A 22,267-nucleotide genomic window follows, 5' to 3' on the forward strand; every position below is an offset into this window, starting at 1 on the left:
GTGCACATGCTCATCGGGACGATCCTTCGCGGCAAGGGCAGTGGCGTGACGACCGTGGCGCCTGAGGCCACCGTGCGGGAGCTGCTGGCCAAGCTGGCGGAGCACAACATTGGAGCCGTCGTCGTCTCGACCGACGGTGAGAGCATCGAGGGGATCGTCTCGGAGCGCGACGTCGTGCGGCGCCTGCACGATCGCGGCGCCGCGATCCTCGACTCCCCGGTCTCCTCGATCATGACGACCGAGGTCACCACGGTCGGTCCGGGCGAGAACGTCGACTCGCTGCGCCGCACGATGACCACGCAGCGCTTCCGGCACATGCCGGTGGTGGAGGACGGCAGGCTCGTCGGCATCGTCAGCATCGGCGACGTGGTCAAGAGCGCGATCGAGGAGCTGGAGACGGAGAAGGCGTCGCTCGTCGACTATCTCCACCGTTGACAGGGATGGCACGCTTGGTCCGTGATGTACGGGCCTCCGCCAGCTGACTACCCTCGGTACCCCGAGTACCCGCGGGCGACGAACAGTCCGCCGATCATCGTGCTCGTCTCGGGGCTGGCCGCGCTGCTGGGCTTCCTGCTGGGCGTGCTCGTCGGGTTCGGGGCGGGGACGACGTCGGAGGAGGAGCCCGAGCCGAGGGTCACGGTGACGATCGACGAGACCCCGCCGCAGGAGAGCGTCCCGGCCCCGACCGCCCCGCCCGAGGGCACCCAGCCCCCGGCCCAGAGCCAGCCCCCGGCGCAGACCCCGCCGGGCCAGACCCCGCCTGGCCAGACCCCGCCTGGTCAGACCCCGCCTGGTCAGACCCCGCCCGCTCAGGGGGCGACGACGCCGGGCGCGGGGGCCACGGCTCCGGCCGTCGAGCTGTCCTCGCTGCTGCGCACGCTCGTCGTCGGCACCGACATCCAGCCCGGCACCTACCGCACGACCGGCCCCATGTCCGGCTTCCCCCTGTGCTACTGGGCCAGGCTGCGCACCCCGACCGGCGGCGTGATCGCCACCGGCATGCCGAACGGCCCGGCCACCGTCACGATCGCGGCCTCGGACAAGGCGTTCCAGACGGGCGGCTGCGTGGAGTGGACCAAGGCCTGACCTGTTTGCACTGGTAGGGCCAGCGTAGGAGGATGCGCTCAGCCCACCAAGGAGGAAGACATGTCGGTGTTGCAGAGCTTCGTGGACAGCGTGCGCAGCGGGGCGATCGAGGTGATCGATCTGACCGCGCCTCTCTCCTCGCAGACGCCGATCCTCCAGCTCCCCGAGCCTTTCGGCAACACGATCCCGTTCCGGCTGGAGGAGATCAGCCGGTACGACGACCGCGGCCCGGCCTGGTACTGGAACGACATCCACACCGGTGAGCACACCGGCACCCATTTCGACGCCCCTGTGCACTGGGTCACCGCCCGCGACGGGCAGGACGTCTCCCAGGTGCCCGCGCGCAGCCTGATCGCGCCGGCCGTGGTGCTCGACTTCGCGGCGGAGGCGTCCAAGGATCCCGACTTCCTCCTGCGGATCGAGCACGTCAAGGAGTGGGAGCGGGCCAACGGCCCGCTGCCCGACGGCGGCTGGCTGCTCTACCGCACCGGCTGGGACACCCGCTCCGGCGACCAGGCCGCCTTCCTGAACGCCGACGAGACCGGGCCGCACACGCCCGGCATCTCCGTGGAGTGCGCCCAGTGGCTGGCCGCAGAGACGCCCATCCTCGGCCTCGGCGTCGAGACCGTCGGCACCGACGCGGGCGCCGCCCACTCCTTCGACCCGGCCTTCCCCTGCCACTCCTTCCTGCTGGGCGCGGGCAAGTACGGCCTGACCCAGCTGCGCAACATCGACCGCCTCCCGGTCACCGGCGCCGTCGTGGTCGCCCCGCCGCTGCCCATCGTGGGCGGCTCGGGCAGCCCCGTTCGCGTGCTGGCCCTGGTCGAGCGTTGATCGTCGCGCAGGCCGTCGGCCGCGCCCTGGCGGCGTGCGGGGCGGACACCGTCTTCGGGGTGGTCGGCAGCGGCAACTTCCACGTCACCGACGCCCTCGTGGCGAGCGGCGCGCGCTTCGTCGCCGCCCGCCACGAGGGCGGCGCCGCCACCATGGCCGACGCCTACGCCAGGATGAGCGGGCGGATCGGCGTGGTGTCCGTGCACCAGGGGCCGGGGCTCACCAACGCCATGACCGGCCTCACGGAGGCGGCCAAGAGCCGTACCCCGCTGATCGTGCTGGCCGCCGAGGCCACCGAGACCCGCTCCAACTTCCACATCGACCAGGCCGCCCTGGCCACCGCGGTCGGTGCGGTGGCGCTGCGGGTGACCTCGGCGGGGACGGCGGTGGCGCAGGCGGTCGAGGCGTACCGGGTGGCGGTGCGGGAGCGGCGCACGGTGCTGCTGAACCTGCCCCTCGACGTCCAGGCCGCCGCCTGCGAAGGGCCTGACGACCTGGACGCGCTCGTCGCCCGCCTCCTGCCTGCCGCGCAGCCCGCCGGGCCCGCTGACGCGTCCAGCCGAGAGCTGCCGGGTGAGGTGGCGGCGCTGGCCGGAGCGTTGGAGGCGGCGCGGCGGCCGGTGTTCATCGCCGGGCGCGGCGCCAGGCACGCGCGCCGCGAGCTGGAGGAGCTGGCCGAGCGGACCGGCGCGCTGCTGGCGACGTCCGCCGTGGCCAAGGGGCTCTTCCGTGGCAGCCCGTGGGACCTGGACGTGTCCGGCGGTTTCGCCACGCCCCTGACCGCCGAGCTGATCCGCGGGGCCGACCTGGTCGTCGCCTGGGGCTGCGCCCTGAACATGTGGACCACCCGCCACGGCTCCCTCATCTCCCCGGGAGCCACGGTCGTCAAGGTGGACCTCGACGCCGCGGCGCTCAAGGCGCACGTCCCCGCCGACCTGGGCGTGGTGGGCGACGTGGCCGAGGTCGCCCGCGCGGTGACCGCCCAGGCCGTGCGGTCGCCCGGTTACCGTACGCCGGAGCTGGCCGGCCGCATCCGGGCCGAGGGGCGCTGGCAGGCCGTGCCGTACGAGGACGAGAGCGGCGGCGGGCGGATCGACCCGAGGACGCTCACGATCGGCCTGGACGAGCTGCTGCCTCCGGAGCGGATCGTCTCCACCGACTCCGGAAATTTCATGGGATATCCGGCGATGTTTCTGGATGTCCCGGACGAGGGTGGGTTCTGCTTCACGCAGGCGTTCCAGTCCGTCGGGCTGGGCCTGGCGACGGCGATCGGCGCCGCCGTGGCCCGTCCCGACCGCCTGCCCGTGGCCGCGCTCGGCGACGGCGGCTTGTTGATGGGGCTGGCCGAGCTGGAGACCGTGGTCAGGCTCGGGCTGCCGATGGTGATCGTGGTGTACGACGACGAGGCGTACGGGGCGGAGGTTCATCACTTCGGCCCGCACGGGCTCCCGCTCGGCACCGTCACCTTCCCTCCCGCCGACCTGGCCGCCATCGCCCGCGGCCACGGCCTGGCCGCCGTGACCGTCACCGCCCGCGAGGACCTGGCCGGCGTGGCGGACTGGCTGAACGGCCCTCGCGACCGGCCGCTGCTGGTGCACGCCAAGGTGGCGGGGGAGCGCGGCTCGTGGTGGCTGGAGGAGGCCTTCAAGGGCCACTGAGCGCGAGAGCCCGGGCGTCCGGAGCCTGCGAGAGGCGCCGGGTGGCCCGGGCGTTCACAGCGCTGAGAAGACACGCGGCCCGGGCGTTCAGAGCTTGCGGAAGGCGCGGGCCTCCTCGGCCGCCTCCAGCACGTCGGCCAGCGGCGCGCCCGCGCCCGCCGCCACCGCCGCCGCGATCGCCCCCTCCACGAACGGCACGTCGGCCACCACCACCCGCCCGTCCTCCTCCAGCAGCCGGGCGGTCAGCACCGAGCTGCCCAGATCCGGGATGATCACCACCCCGACCCCGCGATCGACGTCGCGCACGGCCGCCTCGATGAGGTCCAGGCTCGTGCCCAGCCCGCCGTCCGCCGTGCCCCCGGCCGCCGCCACGGGCGCGTCCTCGCCCGCGATCCCGCGCGCCAGCGCCGCCGCCTCGGCCGCCAGGCCCGCGCTGTGCGAGACCAGCACCAGACCCACCATCACGCCGCCCCCGCCACCTCCCGTCGTCGTACCACCGGCCACCCGGGGCACCGGCTAGCCCGCCACGCCGGCCAGCGCGGCCATGATCAGCGTCGCCGACGCCGCGCCAGGGTCCTCGTGCCCGATGCTGCGCTCGCCGAGGTAGCTGGCCCGCCCCTTCCTGGCCTGCATCGGGATCGTGGCCTTGGAGCCCTCCGCCGCCGCGCGGGCCGCCTGGTCCAGCGCCTGGCGGACGCCCACGCCGTCGCGTACGGCCAGGGCCAGCGCGCGCGAGGCGGGCGCCAGCGCGTCCACCATGGTCTTGTCGCCCAGCGCGGCCTTGCCCAGCCGCTCGACCGCCACCACGCCCTCCTCGAACGCCGCGGCGAACGCGGCCAGCGTCACCGGCGACTCCAGCGCCTTGCCCATCTGCCGGAACAGCGACCCGTACAGCGGCCCGGAAGCACCCCCGACGCGGCGGATCAGCGTCGCGCCCGCCGTCGTCAGCACCTCGGCCTCCGACCCGGGCGCCGAGTCGGCCAGCGCCTTGAGCACCTCGGTGAAGCCGCGGTCGAGGTTGGTGCCGTGGTCGGCGTCGCCGATCGCCGCGTCCAGCCGGGTCAGCCGGTCGCGGTCGGCGCGCACGAGCCTGGCGCACTCCTCGAACCAGGCCACGAACAGCGCGGTCTCCATCACCGCCCCCAGCGCAGGGCGGGCGTCTCGACCGGCGCGTCCCACAGCCGGGTCAGCGCGTCGTCGAGGCGGCAGACGGTCACCGAGAAGCCCTGCATCTCCAGGCTCGTCACGTAGTTGCCCACCAGCGACCGGGCCACCCGCGCCCCCTTGCCCTTGACGAACGCCGCCACCTCAGCGAAGACCACGTACAGCTCCATGAGGGGGGTGCCGCCCATGCCGTTCACCATCACCAGCAGGTCGCCCTGGAGCGGCAGGTCGCTGTGCACGGCCTCCATGGCCACGCCCGCCAGCTCGCGCGCCGACACCATCGTCACCCTGGCCCGCCCCGGCTCGCCGTGGATGCCGATGCCCAGCTCCACGTCCGTCTCCGGCAGGTCGAACGTGGGCTTCCCGGCCGCCGGGGCCGTGCACGAGGACAGCGCGATGCCGAACGACCTGCTGCGCTCGTTCACCTCGGCCGCCACGGCCGCCACCTCGTTCAGCGCGGCGCCCCGCTCGGCCAGCGCGCCGGCCGTCTTCTCCACGAACAGCGTCGCGCCGGTGCCGCGGCGGCCCGCCGTGTAGAGGGAGTCCTGGACGGCCACGTCGTCGTCGATCAGCACGCTGGTCACCTCGACGTCCTCCACCAGCTCGGCGGCCATCTCGAAGTTGAGCACGTCGCCGGTGTAGTTCTTGACGATGTGCAGCACCCCCGCGCCGCCGTCGACGGCTCTCGTGGCGTCGATGATCTGGTCGGGGACGGGTGAGGTGAAGACCTCACCGGGGCAGGCGGCGTCGAGCATGCCGTACCCGACGAACCCGGCGTGCAGCGGCTCGTGCCCCGAGCCGCCACCGGAGACCAGGCCCACCTTCCCCTGGCGCGGGCCGTCTGCCCGGTAGACCACCTGGTCGCGGATGCGCAGCGACGGGTGGGCCGCCGCCATGCCGTTCAACGCGTCTTCAACCACGGAGTCGGCCGAGTTGATGAGCTTCTTCATGGTCAAAACATCTGCCCGTTTTCACGACCGCGCAAGCGTCGTAGCGTGGGCGGCGTGGATGTCGTCTACGACCCGTACGACCCCGCGGTGAACGACGAGCCCTACCCCGTCTACGCCCGGCTGCGTGCGCACGCGCCCCTGTACCACAATCCCGGCCTCGGCTTCTGGGCGCTGTCGCGCCACGCCGACGTCTCGGCCGCGCTCGGCGACAGCTCGCTGCTGTCCAGCGATCACGGCCCCATGCTGGACCCGGGCGCGTGGGGGCCGCACGCGCGCACGTTCCTGTCGTTCGTGGCCATGGACCCGCCCGAGCACACCCGCATGCGCGCCGCCATCTCGCGCGGGTTCACCCCGCGCCGGGTGGCCGCGCTCGAACCCATGATCAGGCAGCTCGCCCGCGGCCACATCGAGCGGGCGGTCGAGCGGCGCACGTTCGACTTCGCCCGGGAGATCGCGGCCAGGCTGCCGCTCGACGTGATCTCCGAGCTGGTGGGGGTGCCGCCGTCCGACCGGGCGCACGTCCGCAGGAACTTCGGCGCCCTGCTCGTCTACGACCCCGAAGGCAGGATGGCCGAGGACGGGCTCAAGAGCGTCATCGGCCTCGGCGACTACTACCGCTCGATCATCACAGAACGCAGGAAGTCGCCCCGCGACGACCTCGTCTCCGTGCTCGTCGCCGACGACGGGCTCACCGACGAGGACATCGTGGCCTTCCTCTTCCTGCTCATCGGCGCCGGCGCGGAGACCACCACCCACCTGCTCAGCGCCGCCTGGTACTGGGCGTGGCGCAACCCCGGCCAGCGCGCCGCCGCCTTCGACGGGGCGATCGAGGCGTGGGTGGAGGAGACGCTGCGCTACGACACGCCCGCGCACGGCGTCGCCCGCCGCCTCACGCGCGACACCGACTGGTACGGCGTACGTGTGCCCAAGGACGCCAGGATGTGGCTGCTGATCGGCTCCGCCAACCGCGACGAGGCCGTCTTCCCCGACCCCGGCACCTACGACCTGAGCCGCGACACCGGCCGCGCCATCAGCTTCGGCTCCGGCCGCCACTACTGCCTCGGTGGCCCCCTCGCCCGGCTGGAGGCCCGGATCGCCCTGGAGGAGCTGACGAAGGCCGTCGAGCCCGGCTACGACGTCGATCCGGCCGGCATCAGGCGCACCGCGCACGGCAACGTCAGAGGCATGGTCAGCCTCCCCACTACCGTGACACCCGCCTGAGTAGGTTACCGTTCGCACATGGCTGAGATCGTGTACCCGCCGGTGATCGCCGCCGCGCGGACCCTCTTTCGCGTGCTCGACATCCGCTTCCGCATGGAGGGCACCGAGCACGTGCCGCGGTCCGGGGGAGCGGTGCTGGTGAGCAACCACATCAGCTACCTCGACTTCATCTTCGCGGGCTTCGCCGCGCTGCCGTCGAAGCGGCTCGTGCGCTTCATGGCCAAGGAGGACGTCTTCACGCACCGGATCTCGGGGCCGCTGATGCGCGGGATGCACCACATCCCGGTCGACCGGGGGGCGGGCGCGGGCTCGTACGCCACGGCGCTGCGCATGCTGAAGGCGGGCGAGGTCGTCGGCGTCTTCGCCGAGGCCACGATCAGCCGGTCGTTCACCGTCAAGGAGATCAAGAACGGGGCCATCCGCATGGCCATGGCCACGGGCACCCCGATCATCCCGGTGGGGTTGTGGGGCAGCCAGCGGCTGTGGACCAAGGGGCGGCCGCGCAGACTGCTGCAGCGGCACGTGCCGCTCACCATCCTGGTGGGGGAGCCGATCTACCCCAAGCGCGGGGAGAACGTCAACGAGCACACCGCCGATCTGCACGCCCGGCTGTCCGAGCTGGTGGATCGGGCGCAGCGGACGTATCCGGAGGTGCCGCAGGGGGTGTGGTGGCAGCCCGCCCATCTCGGTGGCACGGCGCCGACGCCCGAGGAGGCGGCCGCCATGGACGCCGCCGAGGCCGAGGCCCGCGCCAAGCGCGACTGATCCCCGGGCTGGGCGCCTTTCCGGCCGACCGGCTGTCCGCCGTCGCGTCGCCTGCCGCGTCCTGCCGCACCGGCGCTCAGCGGGCGCGCAACGCCGTCCGGGCCTCCGGGCCGCACCCGCCGAAGCGCCGCGGCCCGGCGCAGCTCAGATCGCGGCCTGGTAGGCGCTGGCCCGCATGCCCGCCAGCAACCCAGCCGTCTGCTCCGGCGTATACCGCCGCACCGGATCATGATGCAGCAGCCCCTCGATGAGCGGCCGCATCACCCCGGCCCGCCGGGGCGGCGGATACGGCCCGCTGCGGGCCATGCCGAGCACGGTGGCGGCGTCCTGCCCCGGGTAGGGCGGCTGGCCCTCGATGGCGCTGTAGAGGGTGGCGCCGAAGGACCACATGTCGGCCTCCTTGCTGGCCGGCCCGCCGTGCAGCCGCTCGGGCGCCATGAAGGCGGGCGTGCCGCGCAGGCGGCGGGAGGTGGTCATGCGGATGTCGCCCTCGGCCGTCGCGATGCCGAAGTCGGTCAGCACCACCCGGTCGCCGGTCAGCATGACGTTGGCGGGTTTGACGTCACGGTGCAGCACCCCGGCCTGGTGGGCGGTGCGCAGCGCCGCGAGCAGGTGCTGGCCGATGGCCGCCACCGACTGGGCGGGCAGCGTGCCCACCTGGGAGAGCAACTGGTGCAACGAGAGCCCGTCGAGGTACTCCATCACGATCCAGAGCTTGCCGCCCTCCTCGATCAGGTCGTGGACCGTGATGATGTTGGGGTGCGTCAGCCCGGCGGCCATCCGGGCCTCACGCAGCACCCGGCGGCGCACCATCTCGGCCTCACCGGCCAAGGTCAGCTCCTTAAGCGCCACCGTACGGTGGAGGAGCTGATCGAACGCCCGCCAGACGACTCCCATACCCCCACGACCGGCCTCCTCGTTCAGGAGGTACCGTCCGCCGATCTTCCGCATACCATCCCCTCAAGCTCGGGGATAATCATGTCACCTCAGCACAGGCTGTAGGGTGCCTAACGTGATCTGGATATGTCGGAAAGTGTAGGTTCGCTGGTCAGAGGCCCAGAAAATTGATCTGACAAAGCGCGCCACACCAGACCGACTGCCACCAAACATACTCCTGTGGCGCCCACGAGGGCGGCCGTAAGGCCGGCCAGCTCCGCCACGACGCCGCCCAGGGCCGCTCCCAGCGGCATGCCACCCATCCCGATGAGGCGGTATGCCGAATTGACCCGGCCGAGCAGTTCCGCCGGGATCAGGCGCTGCCGGGTGGAGATCAACAGCACGTTCCCGGCGGCGCCGAGCAGGCCCCACAGCACCGCCACCGGGTAGAGCGTCCACGGCGACGGCGCCAGCACCGGCACCAGGAGCAGCAGGCTGACGAGCAGCCAGTTGCCCACCAGCGTGCCCAGCTCGCCGAAGAGCGCCGCCGCCCGCCCGGCCAGCAGCGACCCGAACACCGCCCCGACCGCGAAGGCCGTGGTCATCAGGCCGTACTCGCCGGGCTCCAGCCCGATGCGCGAGCCGTCGCCGACCGCCCACAGCACGAAGACGGCGAAGTAGCCGGCGTTGGCCAGGTTGAGCAGGCCGGCGGTGACGGCGAGGCTGCGCAGGATCCGGTGGCCCCACAGGTAACGCAGGGCCTCGGCGATGTCAGCCCGCATCGGGCGGCGCGCGGACGGCCCCGGCAGCCGGTACGTGCCGCGCATGCCCAGCAGGAGCAGCCCCGCGGCGCCGTACAGGAGGGCGGGGGAGCCGAAGACGGCGGCGGGCAGCGCCACGACGAGCAGCCCCGCCACGGGAGCGCCGACGAAGTCGTTGCCGATCAGCTGGGCGGTGGAGACGCGGCCGTTCGCCCTGGTCAGCTCCCCCTCGGGGACGGTCATGGGCAGCACCGACTGCGCCGACAGGTCCGCGAACACCTCGCACACCCCGGCCAGCAGCACGGCGGCGAGCAGCAGCCAGAGGTTCAGCGCGCCGAGGACGGCCAGGACGGTGACGGCGGCCAGGAGGGCGGCGCGGACGAGGTTCGCCACGACCATGATCCAGCGCCGGTCGGCCCGGTCGGCGACGGCGCCCGCGTGCAGGGCCAGCAACAGCCAGGGCAGCGTGGTGGCGGCTCCGACGAGGGAGACGAGGGTGGGGGAGCGGGTCATCGTCACGGCCAGCAGCGGCGCCCCGATCTTCAGTACGCCGTCCGCCAGGTTGGACGCACCCGTGGATGACCAGAGGAAGGCGAACGATCGCCCGAGACGTTCCACAGCCGACTCCGATAAAGTGTGTAAGGAAAAGTGTGCACAGGTTTCTTTGCAAAGATAGGCTTGCACAGTCATGCAGATCAAGTCCTTCTCCGCCCGTACGCTCGACGCCAACGCGCTGAAGTCGTTCGCCCACCCGCTGCGCCTGCGCATCTACGAGCTGCTGGACGAGCACGGCCCCTCGACGGCCACCGGCCTGGCCGCCCTGCTCGGTCAGAACACCGGCGCCACCAGCTACCACCTCAGGGAGCTGGCCAAGCACGGCATGATCGAGGTCGTGGCCGGCATGGGGCGCGGCAAGGAGAAGTACTGGCGCGTCGTCCCCGGCGGCTTCTCCTACGGCGAGGCGCGCCCCGCCGACCCCGAGGTGGCGGGCGCGCTCGACTACCTGCTCGACGACCTGGTGCGCACGCGCGGCGCGGAGCTGTCCCGTTGGCGCGCGGAGTCGGAGACGGCGCCCGAGGAGTGGGTGCAGGCCAGCGTGTACGGGCGGCGCTCCCTGCGGCTCACGCCCGAGGAGACCGCGTCGATGCGGGACCAGGTGTTCGAGGTGCTGGAGCGGTACCGTGCGCTGTCGGACACCCGGGAGAACGACTCGACCGGCCACGTCATCGTGCACTTCGACGTGCTGCCGACGGGCGTGGGGGGCGGCGGCTGAGGCCGGGTCAGGGGTGCGGCGGCGATCACAACCTAGGGATTTCCCTAGGTGCCGCCCTGAAGCCACGGCTTCCCGCGACCCCTTAGTTTCATCGGCACCCGGCCTATCACGAGCAGTGCTCAACCGAGGTAGGAGACGACCATGGCACGCAGCACCGACACGGGTGGTGGCCGGACCGCGGACCCTGGGCCTCGCACCCCATCCGGCCTCCTGGAACGCTCCAAGGCCGGCGGGCGCGGGTCGCTCCCATGGGCGGCAGGCGGGGGCTCGCCCGCGCGCGAGCGCGCCCGTACGCGGTCCGGGCACGTCCGGTCGTGTGCCGGGATACCGGGCGCGGCGCCGCCGTCGGAGCGGGCGATGTTCGGCGGCGCCGCTGCCCATCGGCGTGGGGGCGGTCCGCGCGTCAGGCGGACGGCGAGCCTCCGGGTCCACCGGACATAGGGCCCGGAGGGGCGGCGCCCTCGCCCCGGGCTGGAGGGACGGGGGCGCCGGCTCCTCGATCGTTCGGGGGAGCAGGCTCGGCCGTTCAGGGAGCAGGCTCAGCACTGGGGGGAGCAGGCTCGGCCGTTCAGGGGAGCAGGCTCAGGCAGGCACTTCAGGGCAGCAGGCTCGGCCGTTCAGGGGAGCAGGCTCAGCGCGCGCTCCATCATCGCCTGGGACGCCGTGCCGGCCGAGCCGGAGTCGAACGGCGGCTGCGGATCGTACTCGATCATGAGCTGCACGCTGCGCGCCGTCTCCTCGTCGCGCGCCTGCCCCAGCAGCGTCAGCGCCATGTCGATGCCCGCCGACACCCCCGCCCCCGTCACGATCCTGCCGTCGGTGACCACGCGCTCGCTCACCGGCTCGGCCCCGTACCGCTTCAGCTCGTCCAGCACCGCCCAGTGCGAGGTGGCCCGCACCCCGTCCAGCAGCCCCGCCTTACCGAGCAGCAGCGAGCCGCTGCACACCGAGGTCGTCCACCGCGTGTGCTCGTGCGCCTGCCTGATCCACCCGACCAGGGCCTCGTCCGACAGCGCGTCGAAGGTGCCGCTGCCGCCGGGCACCACGATCACGTCCGGCTCGGGCAGGTCGGTGTAGGAGGCGGTGGCGGTGATCGCCAGCGTGCCGTGGTCGTCCGCGACCGGGCCCACCTGGCCTGCCACGAACGTGACCGTGCAGCCCGGTGCGAAGGCCAGCACCGTGTACGGCCCCACCGCGTCGAGCGCGGTGAACCGGGGATAGAGCGGGATCGCGACGTTCATGGGCCTCGCCTTTCCTTGGAGTGGAACCGCCTGCGGTGGTCGCCGGGCGAGATCCGCCAGTGCCGGCGGAAGACCCGGTAGAGCGTCTCCTGCGTGCCGAGGCCCGACTCCCTGGCCACCGCCGCCAGCGGGAGCCCGGTCACCTCCAGCAGGCGCCTGGCGGCGTCGGCGCGGCTGCGCTCGACGTACCGGCCGGGTGACAGGCCGGTCTGCTCGGTGAAGACGCGGGAGAAGTGCCGCTCGCTCATCCCGGCGCGGGCGGCCAGCGCGGGCACGCTGAGGTCGGCCGCCGGGTTCGCGTCGATATAGGCCTGCAGCTCCCTGAGCGGCTCGCTGCGCGGCGTCATGGCCCGCATCGGAGTGCTGAACTGGCTCTGCCCGCCCGGCCTGTGCAGGTACACCACGAGGCCGCGGGCGACGTTCGTGGCGAGCTCGTGGCCGTGGTCCCTGGTGACCAGCGCCAGCGCCAGGTCCACGCCGGACAGCACGCCCGCCGCCGTCCAGACGTCGCCGTCCTCGATGTAGAGCTGGTCGGGGTCCACCTCGACCGCCGCGTAGCGGCTGCCCAGCTCGCCGGCCGCCAGCCAGTGCGTGGTGACCCGCCGCCGGTCCAGCAGCCCGGCCTCCGCCAGCAGGAACGCGCCGTTGCAGACCGAGGCCACCCGCCGGGCGGCGGCGGCCAGGCGGAGGATACCGGCGATCAGCTCCCGGTCCTCGACCTGCTCGGGCACGCTCAGCCCGCCCGCCACCAGCAGCGTGTCGATCGGGCCCGTGACGTCGCCGAGCGCGCCGGTCATGACCGTGACGCCGTTCCCCGCCGGCACGGCGCCGCCGGCCGGGCTGACGATCTCCACCGCGTAGCCGTCGCGGGGGGAGAGCAGGGCCGCCGTCCCGAACACGTCGGCGGGGCCGGCCATGTCGAGGAGCTGGAACCCGGGGAAGACGACGATCACGATCCGTCGTTGCATGTCTTTCATGCTGGTCGCGCCCGGGGATGGCGTCAACGACACGAATATTGCAGATTACGCCACCGCTCCGGGGACGGCGAGAGCCCCCGGGGGCAGGACCCGGGGGCTCTCGCCGGCGATGGGCGCTCAGCCCATGTGCGGGTAACGGTGGTCGGTCGGCGGCACGAACGTCTCCTTGATCGCGCGGGCGCTCACCCAGCGCGTCAGGTTGAAGATCGAGCCGGCCTTGTCGTTGGTGCCGGACGCGCGCCCGCCGCCGAACGGCTGCTGGCCCACGACGGCGCCCGTCGGCTTGTCGTTGACGTAGAAGTTGCCCGCCGCGAACCGCAGCCGCTCGGCCGCCGCGGCGATGGCGTACCGGTCCTGGGCGATGATCGACCCGGTCAGCGCGTACGGGGCGATGCCCTCCATCTGGTCCACGACCCGGTCGTAGTCGCGGTCCTCGTAGACGTGCACGCCGAGGATCGGCCCGAAGTACTCCTTGACGAAGATCTCGTCGGCGGGGTCCGCGCACTCCAGGACGGTCGGCTTGACGAAGTAGCCGACGGAGTCGTCGTAGGAGCCGGTGAGCACCTCGATGCCGGAGGCCGCCCGCGCCCGGTCGATCGCCTCCTTGTGCTTGGCGAAGGCCCGCCCGTCGATGACCGCGCCCATGAACGTCGACAGGTCGGCCGCCACGTCACCCACGGTCAGCGACTCGGCGGCGGCGACGAACTCGTCGCGCATGCGGCTCCACAGCGAGCGCGGCACGTACGCCCGCGACGCCGCCGAGCACTTCTGCCCCTGGTACTCGAAGGCGCCCCTGACCAGCGCCGTCGTCAGCACCGCCGGGTCGGCGGAGGGGTGGGCGAGCACGAAGTCCTTGCCGCCGGTCTCCCCGACGAGGCGCGGGTAGCCGTGGTAGGCGGAGATGTTGGTGCCGATCGTGCGCCACAGGTGCTGGAACGTCGCGGTCGAGCCGGTGAAGTGGATGCCGGCCAGCGCCGGGTGGCCGAGCGCCACCTCCGAGACGGCCTGCCCGTTGCCCGTCACCAGGTTGATCACGCCGGGCGGCAGCCCCGCCTCCTCCAGCAGCCGCATCGTGAAGTGCGCGGCGAACTGCTGCGTCGGGGACGGCTTCCACACCACGACGTTGCCCATCAGGGCGGCCGAGGTCGGCAGGTTGCCGGCGATCGCGGTGAAGTTGAACGGCGTGATCGCCAGCACGAAACCCTCAAGGGGGCGGTACTCCATGCGGTTCCACACGCCGGGCGAGGAGATCGGCTGGTCGGCGTAGAGCTGCCGGGCGTAGGCCACGTTGAAGCGCAGGAAGTCGATCAGCTCGCAGGCCGCGTCGATCTCCGCCTGCTGCACCGACTTCGACTGCCCCAGGACCGTCGCCGCGTTCAGCGTCGCCCGCCAGGGGCCCGCCAGCAGGTCCGCCGCCTTCAGGAAGATCGCCGCCCGCTCGTCGAACGACAGCGCCCGCCACGCCGGCGCCGCCTGCAGCGCCGCGGAGATCGCGTCCTGCACGTCCTGGGCCGTAGCGTCGTTGGTACGGCCCAGGACGGAGGCATGGTTGTGCGGCTGCACGACGTCGATGGGGGCGCCGCCGCCGAGCCGCTGCTCGCCGCCGATGGTCATGGTCAGGTCGAGCGACGCGCCGGCCAGCTCCTTGATGCGGTCCGCCAGCGTCTCCCGCTCGGCGCTGCCGGGCGCGTAGCCGTACACGCGCTCGTTCGCGGGCACGGGGACGTTGCTGATGGCATCCATTTACTTACCCCCAAGGGCACGAAGGAAGAAGGCGACGTTGGCCGGGCGCTCCGCCAGGCGGCGCATGAAGTAGCCGTACCAGTCGTCGCCGTAGGGGACGTACACGCGGACCGTGTGACCGGCCCCGGCCAGGGCCTCCTGCCGGTCGGTCCTGATTCCGTAGAGCATCTGGAACTCGTGGTCGCCGATCGTCCTTCCGAAGCGGTCGGCGAGCAGCTCGGTGATCGCGATCATGCGGTCGTCGTGCGTCGCCACCATGGGGTAACCCTTCCCCGCCATGAGGATGCGCAGGCATCGCACGTACGCCTTGTCCACGTTCGTCTTGCCCTGGTGCGCGACCGACGCGGGCTCGCGGTAGGCGCCCTTGACCAGCCGTACGCGGGAGCCCTCCGAGGCCAGGTCGCGGCAGTCCTGCTCGCTGCGGAACAGGTACGCCTGGATCGCCACGCCCGTGGCGGGGTAGTCCTCGCGCAGCTTGCGCAGGATCGACAGCGTGGAGTCGACCGTGGTGTGGTCCTCCATGTCCAGGGTGACGGTGGAGCCGCCGGCAGCGGCGGCGGCGCAGATCTCGCGGGCGTGCTCCAGCGCCATGGACTCGTCGAGCCGCTGCCCGACGGCCGACAGCTTCACCGACACCTCGCCCCGGCTGCCGAGCTTGAGCGGCTCGACGGCCCGCAGCAGCGTGAGGTAGGCGTCGGCGGTGTCCTCGGCGGCGCGCGCGTCGAGCGTCTCCTCGCCGAGGTGGTCCACGGTCACGGCGAGGCCGGCGTCACGCAGGCGTTCGATCGCGGCGCGGGCCTCCTGGACGCCCTCGCCCGCGACGAACCGCTGCACGACCCGCTTCGTGAGCGGGAATCCTGACACGGTACGGCGTACGACGCCGCTCCTCGAAGCGGCGAGCAGCAGTTGACCCAGCATGCGTTCAGTGTAGAAACCGCAGCTCAGAGGGGGCCATCGACGGGCGTAACGCCGGTTGTGGCAGGCTGTCGTACAAATGCACAACTCCGCTGACCTACAAGAGATCGTCGATGAGATCGCCGCCCGGCTGGGGGCGTCCGCGACGCTGGAGGACCGCTCGTTCCGGCTGCTGACCTACGGCGCGCAGCACGGCGACATCGACACGGTCCGCCAGGAGTCGATCCTGCGCCGGCGCGCCACGGGCGAGGTCCGCGAGTACTTCGAACGCTACGGCATCGCCAGGGCCGGCGGCCCGGTCAGGATCCCCGCCGACGCCGAGCTGAAGGTGCTGGCCAGAGTCTGCTGGCCGCTGCGGCACGCCGACGTCACCTACGGCTACCTGTGGCTGCTCGACTCCGGCGAGCTGACCGACGAGCGGCTGCGGGCCGCCGCCCCCCTGGTCGCGCGCGCCGCCGCCGCGCTCGCCCAGGAGGCCAGGAGCCGCCAGGACCTCGGGCACGGCCTGCGCGCGCTGCTCTCCGCCGACCCCGAGGAACGCGCCGGCGCCACCATCGAGGTGCCTGGCCCGGTCGCGGCCATCGCCGTCCGCGAGTCGCCGGAGCGCGTGGCGGCGCTCTGGACGCTCCCGCGCGGCGTCCTGGCCCGAGCCGGCTCGCCCGTCGCCCTGCTCGCCCCCGCCCACCTGGCGGGGGAGGTCGCGCAGATCGTGCAGAGCGCGTACGGCACCGCGGCCGGCATCGGCGCCACCCGCGCCGACCCGGCCGACGCCTGGCTGAGCTGGCGCGAGGCCCGCCAGGCGCTGCGCATCGCCGAGCACTTCCCGCGCCACGCGCCCATCGCCCGCTGGGAGGACCTGGGCGTGCACCGCCTGCTCGCCCGGCTCGGCCAGGCCGACCTGCGCGAGCTGGCCGCCGAGACCGCGGCGCTGGACAGCGAGCTGGCCCAGACCGTGGAGGTCTACCTCGACCGCGGCGGCCACGTCCAGAAGACGGCCGCCGAGCTGGGCGTCCACCGGCAGACGCTGTACTACCGGCTGGGCAAGGCCGAGCGGCTGCTGCACCGCGACCTGTCCGACGGCGACGACCGCCTGGCCGTGCACATGGGGCTCAAAGCCGCCCGGCTGCGCGCCCAGGACCCCGCTAACCCGCCAGGACCTGCCGGAGCTTAGCGGCGAAGGCCTCGGGCTGGCCCGGCATGCCGAACTCGTCGCCCATGAAGCCCCCGTGGTTGCTGGGGAAGATCACCGGCTCCGCACCGAGCCGCGCGGCCACCCCCTCGCCACCGCGGCGGGCCATCTCCCCCTCCGACTCGGCGCCCACCGCGATCACCACCCGCGTCGAGGTGGCACGCAGCGCCTCGAAGTCGGGCTCGTAGTGGGTGCACGTGATGAGGTTCTGGCCGAGCAGGGCGTCGTCGCGGGAGCCGTCGTCCTGCGCCGGCAGGCCCATCATGGCCGGGTCGGGCACGGGCAGCTCCTTCGGGTCCGCCGGGAACTCGCCCTTGTGGCCGGTCGTCGCGATGAACTTGGCCATCGCCGGCCCGAACCCCTCCCGCTCGTACGTCTCCCGCATGTCCCTGATCACGGCCATCGCCCGCTCCGCGTCCGGCAGCACCCTGGCGACCGGCGGCTCGTGCGCCACCAGCGTGCGCACCTGCTCCGGGTGCCGCGCCACCAGCGCCAGCGCGTTCACCGCGCCGCCGCTGCTGGCGAAGACGTCGACCGGCCCGCCGCCGACCGCGTCGATCAGCCGGTGCAGGTCGTCGGCGTGCAGCTCGGGCGTCGACTCGGCCAGGCCGTCCGTGCGCTTGCTCCGGCTGACCCCGCGCGGGTCGTAGGTGACCACCGTGCGGTCCTGGAAGTGGCTCGCCAGGGTGGTGAAGCCGCTGGCGTCCATCGGGGAGCCGATCATCAGCAGGATCGGCTCGCCGCTGCCCCCGGCCTCGCGGACGTCGTAGGCGAGGGTGGCGCCGGGCACCTCGAGGGTGTGGCTGCTGGGTTCGGTCATGTGTCACTCCTTGTCGATGGACCGAAGAGGTAGACCGGGCGAGGCCGGGAAACTCATCGCCGGCCGCCGGCGCACACGTGATACGAGTCTGGACCATATCGGCTCATGTCACGATGACGCCCGCCTCCGCCAGCAGGGCCATGAACAGCCCGAGGCAGAGGAGCGCCACCGGCCAGACTCTCTGCGTGAGCGCCACGGCCATGCCGACGAGGAGCGCCACCAGGGCGAGGCTGCTAAGGGGATCCACGGGGGACCTGCTGCCCGCGTACGCGGAGGTCAGACCTGGCACGGCCGTCCGGTGCCCTGATCGTTGAACTCCGGGCTGCGCCGGCTGCGTACCACCCCGCGAGACCCGCGTCGCGGGCCGGCGAAGCAGGTGATCACCATACGTTTCTCGAAGGACGGCGTCACTCGCCGGGCTCATCACCGCCATGGCTCAGGCGGCCGAGAACCCGATCAGCCCTCATGGTGGCTGATCGGCCAGACGCTCACCGCGGCCACCATCTTCGAGTAGGAGCACGGGGCCCATGGAGGAAGACCGCGTGCGCGAGGCGCTCGGCGCGCTGATCGAGCTGCTGGAAGGTCTCGGCGAGCCGCACGCCTCCTCCGCCGCAGGGCTCGGACGCCTGGACCTGATGGTCGAGGAGGCCCGCGACCGCGACTCTGCCGACCTGCTCCAGCAGGCCGTCCGCACCATCATCCGCCTGTACGGCGGCATGGGCAGCTTCGCCGACGTGGTGCTGATGGAGTCGGGCGAGGTGCTGCCGGAGCAGGAAGAGTTCTACGAGCTGCGCAGGCGGCTGTTCCAAGCGGCCCGGGACGAGCTGCGCTAACGCGCCTTGTAGACCTTCACCCAGTCCACATACATCGACACGGTCTCAGGCGTGGAGGAGTCGCGGCACCGAGGCTCGCACACCACGTCGTTCTGCAACGCCAGCCCCATCCGCCGCCCCTCGGGCACGTGCGCCCCCCGATAGTCCCAGACCTTCCGCCCGTCCAGCCAGAACGTCAGCCGCCCCGGCACCCAGTCCACCGCCGCCGTGTGCCACCGCGTGAAGTCACCCCGCAGCACCTTCCTGGCCCGCCCCTGCTCGCTGTGGACGAAGATGCCGCCGCCCTGCCGCTTCGGGTCGACGATCTCGGCGAAGTTGACCTCGGAGTAGCCGTCGTCCTGCGAGGTCGGCCACAGCAGCGCCACCGGCGTGTAGCCGGCGCCGGCCTCCGCCCTGAACCTGACCTCCCACCGGCCGTACTGCTGGGCGAGCCGCGTCGCCACGCCGCCCGACAGGTCCTTGCCGCCGTACAGGCCGCCCTTGAGCCGCAGCACGCCGCCCGAGACCGTGGCCGCCTTGCCCGTGCGCGGGTTACGGGCGGCCTGGGGCGAGTGGTAGATCATCCAGCGGTTCGTGTCGATGGCGGAGCCGTTGAAGTTCTCGACGAGGACGGGGCGGCCCCACGGCGTGGCGGTCTGCGCGTGCGCGGGCTGCGGGAGGGCGGCGACGCCCGCCAGGGCGACCGCCGCCAGGATCCGGCTGCGTTGAGGCATGCGGTCCATCGAAGCAAAGATCTCACTCGGATAACAACCCTTCTGTCCCATCTGTCACTCTGGGCACGCCGCGCGGGGCGCCGAGTGGCCGTACCAGGCGGGCTCGCCCCGGGCCGCCAGGTACGCGTAAGACGGTCTGGAAATGGCGCCGGCAGGTGGCCACCGCCACCTGCCGGAGATCTCGCGAAGGTCAGGCGCAGGCCGCCTCGTAGACGCGGACCAGCTCCTGGCTCACCCGCTCCCAGGAATAGCGCGAGCGCGCCCGGTCGGCGCCCGCGTAGCCCAGCGCGGTACGCAGGGTCGGGTCGTAGAGCAGCTCGCGGGCCAGCCGCGCGGTGCGGGCGGGCCGGTCCGGCGGCACCAGCAGCCCGGTGACGCCGTCGATGATGGAGTCGAGGTGCGCGCCCACGGCCGAGGCGATCACCGGCACGCCGCAGGCCATCGCCTCCAGCGCCACGATGCCCGTCACGGCCTCGCGCGGCACCGACACCACGGCGTCCGCGCTGCGCATCAGCTTCGGCACGGCGGCCCGCTTGACCTGGCCGAGCAGCGTCACCCGGTCGGCCACGCCGAGCTGCTCCGCCAGCGCGCGCAGGCGGCGCGCGTCCCTGTCCTGGTCGAGGTCCTCCGGCTCGGGCCCGCCGGCGATGACCAGCTCGACGTCCCCGAGGCCCTGCAGCGCCCGCACGATGGTGTGCGCGCCGCGGTCGATCGACAGCGGCCCGACGTGCAGGAGGCGCTTGCGGCTGCCGCGCGTGGCGATCGCCCCCCGGCGCTGGAAGCGCTCGGTGTCCACGCCGTACGGCACCACGGCGATGTTGTTGCGCGGCACGCCCAGCCTGATCAGTGCCGACTCCTCGTCACCCGAGCCCGCGATGACCGCGTCGGCCCGGCGGCCGAGCGCCCGCTCCAGCTCCATGTGCGTGGTGTCGACCGTGTAGAACGTCTGCGTGACGGGAACGCCCAGCCCCTTGGCGCCCGCCACGGCGACCAGCCCGCCGGTCCACGAGTGCGCGTGGATCACGTCGGGACGCTCCTGGCTCCACCGCTTCATCAACTGGTTGCCCACCTCGTTGAGGTACGGCACCACGTCGTCGCCCACGAGCTCTTTGGCGGGCCCCACGTCGATGTGCTCCAGAGTGACACCCGGGGCCACCCGCGTCTTGGGCTTGCCATCGGAGTTGTCACGGCGGGAGTAGATGGTGACGTGGTGCTCGCGCCCCAGCTCGCGTGCGACGGACAGGATGCGGTGGCGCTGGTTACCGTTTGCGGAAGCGACGATCGCAATATTCATGGCACACCTCAGCGTGGAAAGCCTCAAAGGTGTGCCTGCGTCTTAGGCACGTCGTTCTACGCCTTCGACCATACCCAGATTTCCGTCGATCGCAAACCCCCGCAGATCAGACACCTCGGAGCGCGAAGACCACGATCTCGTCCCACACCTGGCCGCCGGAGAACGCGTGCCGGTCCGCCTCCACCGCCTTGACCACGGTGGACGGCGCCTGACCGGCGCACCGGCTGAGCACGTCGGCCAGCCGCTCCTCCCCGTACGGCTCGCCGTGCTCGTTCCTGGAGGAGATCAGCCCCTCCGAGTAGAGCACCAGCGTCTCGCCGGGAGCGATGGTCAGCGTCTCGACCCCGGTCTCGGCCTCGGGTGAGATGCCCAGCGGCACGCCGCCGCCCTCGGCGAAGCGCACCCCGCCGTCGGGCTGCAGCAGCACGGCCGGATGGTGCCCGGCCGACGACATGTGGATCCGCCGCCCCTGCACGAACCCCGCCACGGCCATCACGAACATGCCCGTGCCCTGCGCCACCAGGGCCTGGTTGACCTTGCGCATCACCAGGTCGGGGTCGGAGTCCCAGACGCTGAGCACGCGCAGCCCGCCGCGCACCATGGCGCTGACCGAGGCCGCCTCCTCGCCCTTGCCCGCGGCCCCGCCCAGCGCGAAGCCCCAGCCGCCCGAGACGGGGAAGACGTCGTAGAACTCGGCGCCCACCGACGAGCCCGGGTGGTAGACGGCCGCGGCCTCGTAGCCGGGCACGTCGGGCAGGTTGCGCGGGGCGACGCTGGCCGACAGGGCGTCGGCGGCCCTGGAGCGGCTCTGGAAGCTGCTCTGGGACCGTACGGCCAGCCCCATCTGCAGCCCCACCTCCTGCAGGACGGCCAGGTCCGCCAGCGCGAACGGCGGCGTGTCGTGCGAGCGCACCAGCGTCAGCGCCCCGTCGCCGCGGCCGATCGGCACGCACAGCACCGAGCCGGCGCCCATCACGGTCAGCAGCGGCCCGTCGGCGCAGAAGCCGAGCAGCGTGTCGTCGTCCACCATCTCCAGCACCACGCCGGAGCCGCGCTCCAGCACCTGCAGCACGAGCTGGCTCGTCGCCGGATCGGCGGACTCGACCTGCCGGACGAGGCCGCCCAGCGGGTGGTTCTTCGGCGCCATGACGACCGAGCGGCGCGGCGCCCCGTCACGCACCATGTCGGCGATCACCCAGTCGGCCCACTCGGCCGCCAGCAGCCGCGACGCCCGCTGCAGAGCGACGGGGCGCAGCAGCGCCTCCTCGTCCAGCAGCAGCCTGCTGACCCGGGTCAGCAGGTCCTGGCGCCTGGCCGCGGCCAGCAGCAGCGCGCCGTCGCTCTGCTCGGGCCGGCGCGCGCCCGGCTCGGGCAGCTGCACCTCGGTCGGCAGCGCCACCGCCGCGACCATCTGCTGCGGCTCGCCCGGCATCGTCAGCCTGGTCAGCGCGAGCTGGACGGTGTGCGTGCGCCCCTGGTGCGCCAGCCGCGTCTCGAACGCCGCCGGCTGCCCGGTCTGCAGCACCGACGTCAGGTGGGAGCGGAACGCGGCCCGCCGCGACACGTCCACCAGCAGCGGGAACGACCGTCCCACGAGGTAGCCGTCGGGGCTGCCCAGCACGCGGGAGGTCTCGGGGTTGATCCGCCGGACCACCCCGCCGCCGTCGAGCACGATGACGGGCACGGGGAAGGCGCGCAGCACCTGGCGCAGCAGCTTCAGCTCGCGTTGGCCGCCGTCCTTGCGACCGGCCCGCTTGGGAGCCTTGCGCAGCTCCTCGCGGGCCTCGGCCAGCAGTTCGGCGGCGGTGTCGAGCTCGGCGAGCGCGGCGTCGAGCGTGGGGGCCAGGTCGGCGGGGTAGGCGGCCCTCGCCTCGCGCAACGAGGAGACGCGCCCGGCCAGCGCGTCAAGCGCGTGTTCGAGGTCCGGCATGGTCATGGTCTGACGCTACGCCAC

The 22,267-nt window shown here is 72.8% G+C and carries 23 protein-coding genes; 9 read left to right on the plus strand and 14 right to left on the minus strand.

The window, feature by feature from the left end; all coding sequences use genetic code 11:
• Window positions 1–6 precede the first annotated feature (6 nt).
• From LCN96_RS19215 to LCN96_RS19230, 4 genes are all read left to right on the plus strand, one after another.
• Window positions 7–435 (plus strand): CBS domain-containing protein, encoded by a 429-nt coding sequence (locus tag LCN96_RS19215; protein ID WP_225274220.1) that lies wholly within the window; start codon window positions 7–9, stop codon window positions 433–435.
• A gap of 99 nt (window positions 436–534) precedes the next feature.
• Window positions 535–1,086, plus strand: a complete 552-nt coding sequence (locus tag LCN96_RS19220) for a hypothetical protein (RefSeq protein WP_225274221.1) — start codon at window positions 535–537, stop codon at window positions 1,084–1,086.
• A 60-nt stretch (window positions 1,087–1,146) separates the two neighbouring features.
• A complete protein-coding gene (locus tag LCN96_RS19225; protein ID WP_225274222.1) occupies window positions 1,147–1,920 on the plus strand; it encodes a cyclase family protein in 774 nt (257 codons plus the stop codon).
• Window positions 1,917–3,578 (plus strand): thiamine pyrophosphate-binding protein, encoded by a 1,662-nt coding sequence (locus LCN96_RS19230; RefSeq protein WP_225274223.1) that lies wholly within the window; start codon window positions 1,917–1,919, stop codon window positions 3,576–3,578. The genes LCN96_RS19225 and LCN96_RS19230 overlap by 4 nt, the downstream gene beginning before the upstream one ends.
• An 87-nt stretch (window positions 3,579–3,665) precedes the next feature.
• Here the strand turns inward: LCN96_RS19230 and LCN96_RS19235 are convergent, their stop codons facing one another.
• Genes LCN96_RS19235 through dhaK form a run of 3 tightly spaced genes read right to left on the minus strand, consistent with a single transcriptional unit; the run spans window position 3,666 to window position 5,692 of the window.
• Window positions 3,666–4,040, minus strand: a complete 375-nt coding sequence (locus tag LCN96_RS19235; protein ID WP_225276013.1) for a PTS sugar transporter subunit IIA domain-containing protein — start codon at window positions 4,038–4,040, stop codon at window positions 3,666–3,668.
• 54 nt (window positions 4,041–4,094) lie between these two features.
• A complete protein-coding gene (gene dhaL, locus LCN96_RS19240; protein WP_225276014.1) occupies window positions 4,095–4,712 on the minus strand; it encodes a dihydroxyacetone kinase subunit DhaL in 618 nt (205 codons plus the stop codon).
• Window positions 4,712–5,692: a dihydroxyacetone kinase subunit DhaK gene (gene dhaK / locus LCN96_RS19245; protein WP_225274224.1), complete on the minus strand. Its 981-nt coding sequence runs from the start codon at window positions 5,690–5,692 to the stop codon at window positions 4,712–4,714. The genes dhaL and dhaK overlap by 1 nt, the downstream gene beginning before the upstream one ends.
• Window positions 5,693–5,746: 54 nt before the next feature.
• On the opposite strand from dhaK, the gene LCN96_RS19250 reads away from it, so the two are divergent.
• Window positions 5,747–6,913: a cytochrome P450 gene (locus LCN96_RS19250; RefSeq protein ID WP_225274225.1), complete on the plus strand. Its 1,167-nt coding sequence runs from the start codon at window positions 5,747–5,749 to the stop codon at window positions 6,911–6,913.
• Between the two features lie 18 nt (window positions 6,914–6,931).
• Window positions 6,932–7,678 (plus strand): lysophospholipid acyltransferase family protein, encoded by a 747-nt coding sequence (locus tag LCN96_RS19255; protein ID WP_225274226.1) that lies wholly within the window; start codon window positions 6,932–6,934, stop codon window positions 7,676–7,678.
• A 144-nt stretch (window positions 7,679–7,822) separates the two neighbouring features.
• Here the strand turns inward: LCN96_RS19255 and LCN96_RS19260 are convergent, their stop codons facing one another.
• Entirely contained in the window at window positions 7,823–8,629 is an 807-nt protein-coding gene (locus LCN96_RS19260; protein ID WP_080040917.1) for a serine/threonine-protein kinase, read from the minus strand.
• A 56-nt stretch (window positions 8,630–8,685) separates the two neighbouring features.
• On the minus strand, window positions 8,686–9,933 hold the full coding sequence (locus LCN96_RS19265; RefSeq protein ID WP_225274227.1) for an MFS transporter: 1,248 nt from the start codon (window positions 9,931–9,933) through the stop codon (window positions 8,686–8,688).
• A gap of 70 nt (window positions 9,934–10,003) precedes the next feature.
• On the opposite strand from LCN96_RS19265, the gene LCN96_RS19270 reads away from it, so the two are divergent.
• A complete protein-coding gene (locus tag LCN96_RS19270) occupies window positions 10,004–10,588 on the plus strand; it encodes an ArsR/SmtB family transcription factor (protein WP_225274228.1) in 585 nt (194 codons plus the stop codon).
• Window positions 10,589–11,205: 617 nt separating this feature from the next.
• Here the strand turns inward: LCN96_RS19270 and LCN96_RS19275 are convergent.
• The 4 genes from LCN96_RS19275 to LCN96_RS19290 form a co-directional block, all read right to left on the minus strand.
• Window positions 11,206–11,829 (minus strand): DJ-1/PfpI family protein, encoded by a 624-nt coding sequence (locus tag LCN96_RS19275; RefSeq protein WP_225274229.1) that lies wholly within the window; start codon window positions 11,827–11,829, stop codon window positions 11,206–11,208.
• Window positions 11,826–12,797: a GlxA family transcriptional regulator gene (locus LCN96_RS19280; protein ID WP_225274230.1), complete on the minus strand. Its 972-nt coding sequence runs from the start codon at window positions 12,795–12,797 to the stop codon at window positions 11,826–11,828. Before LCN96_RS19280 ends, LCN96_RS19275 begins: the two co-directional genes overlap by 4 nt.
• Before the next feature lie 126 nt (window positions 12,798–12,923).
• Window positions 12,924–14,549 carry an L-glutamate gamma-semialdehyde dehydrogenase gene (gene pruA, locus LCN96_RS19285; protein WP_225274231.1) on the minus strand — a complete coding sequence of 542 codons (1,626 nt, stop codon included), beginning with the start codon at window positions 14,547–14,549 and terminating at the stop codon, window positions 12,924–12,926.
• Window positions 14,550–15,467 (minus strand): proline dehydrogenase family protein, encoded by a 918-nt coding sequence (locus LCN96_RS19290; protein WP_225274232.1) that lies wholly within the window; start codon window positions 15,465–15,467, stop codon window positions 14,550–14,552. It lies immediately after the preceding gene.
• 76 nt (window positions 15,468–15,543) lie between these two features.
• On the opposite strand from LCN96_RS19290, the gene LCN96_RS19295 reads away from it, so the two are divergent.
• Entirely contained in the window at window positions 15,544–16,635 is a 1,092-nt protein-coding gene (locus LCN96_RS19295) for a PucR family transcriptional regulator (RefSeq protein ID WP_225274233.1), read from the plus strand.
• Here LCN96_RS19295 and LCN96_RS19300 read toward each other — a convergent pair.
• Window positions 16,607–17,473: an alpha/beta fold hydrolase gene (locus LCN96_RS19300; RefSeq protein ID WP_225274234.1), complete on the minus strand. Its 867-nt coding sequence runs from the start codon at window positions 17,471–17,473 to the stop codon at window positions 16,607–16,609. The two genes, LCN96_RS19295 and LCN96_RS19300, sit on opposite strands and share 29 nt — an antisense overlap.
• 103 nt (window positions 17,474–17,576) lie before the next feature.
• Window positions 17,577–17,720, minus strand: coding sequence for a hypothetical protein (locus LCN96_RS19305; protein WP_225274235.1), 144 nt, complete (start codon window positions 17,718–17,720; stop codon window positions 17,577–17,579).
• Window positions 17,721–18,000: 280 nt separating this feature from the next.
• On the opposite strand from LCN96_RS19305, the gene LCN96_RS19310 reads away from it, so the two are divergent.
• A complete protein-coding gene (locus LCN96_RS19310) occupies window positions 18,001–18,306 on the plus strand; it encodes a DUF6966 domain-containing protein (RefSeq protein WP_225274236.1) in 306 nt (101 codons plus the stop codon).
• Here the strand turns inward: LCN96_RS19310 and LCN96_RS19315 are convergent.
• From LCN96_RS19315 to LCN96_RS19325, 3 genes are all read right to left on the minus strand, one after another.
• Window positions 18,303–19,019: a glycoside hydrolase family 16 protein gene (locus LCN96_RS19315; RefSeq protein WP_225274237.1), complete on the minus strand. Its 717-nt coding sequence runs from the start codon at window positions 19,017–19,019 to the stop codon at window positions 18,303–18,305. The genes LCN96_RS19310 and LCN96_RS19315 overlap by 4 nt on opposite strands.
• A 190-nt stretch (window positions 19,020–19,209) precedes the next feature.
• A complete protein-coding gene (locus tag LCN96_RS19320; RefSeq protein WP_225274238.1) occupies window positions 19,210–20,313 on the minus strand; it encodes a glycosyltransferase in 1,104 nt (367 codons plus the stop codon).
• A 106-nt stretch (window positions 20,314–20,419) separates the two neighbouring features.
• A complete protein-coding gene (locus LCN96_RS19325) occupies window positions 20,420–22,249 on the minus strand; it encodes a SpoIIE family protein phosphatase (RefSeq protein WP_225274239.1) in 1,830 nt (609 codons plus the stop codon).
• Window positions 22,250–22,267 lie beyond the last annotated feature (18 nt).

The organism is Nonomuraea gerenzanensis, assembly GCF_020215645.1.
Classification (GTDB): domain Bacteria; phylum Actinomycetota; class Actinomycetes; order Streptosporangiales; family Streptosporangiaceae; genus Nonomuraea; species Nonomuraea gerenzanensis.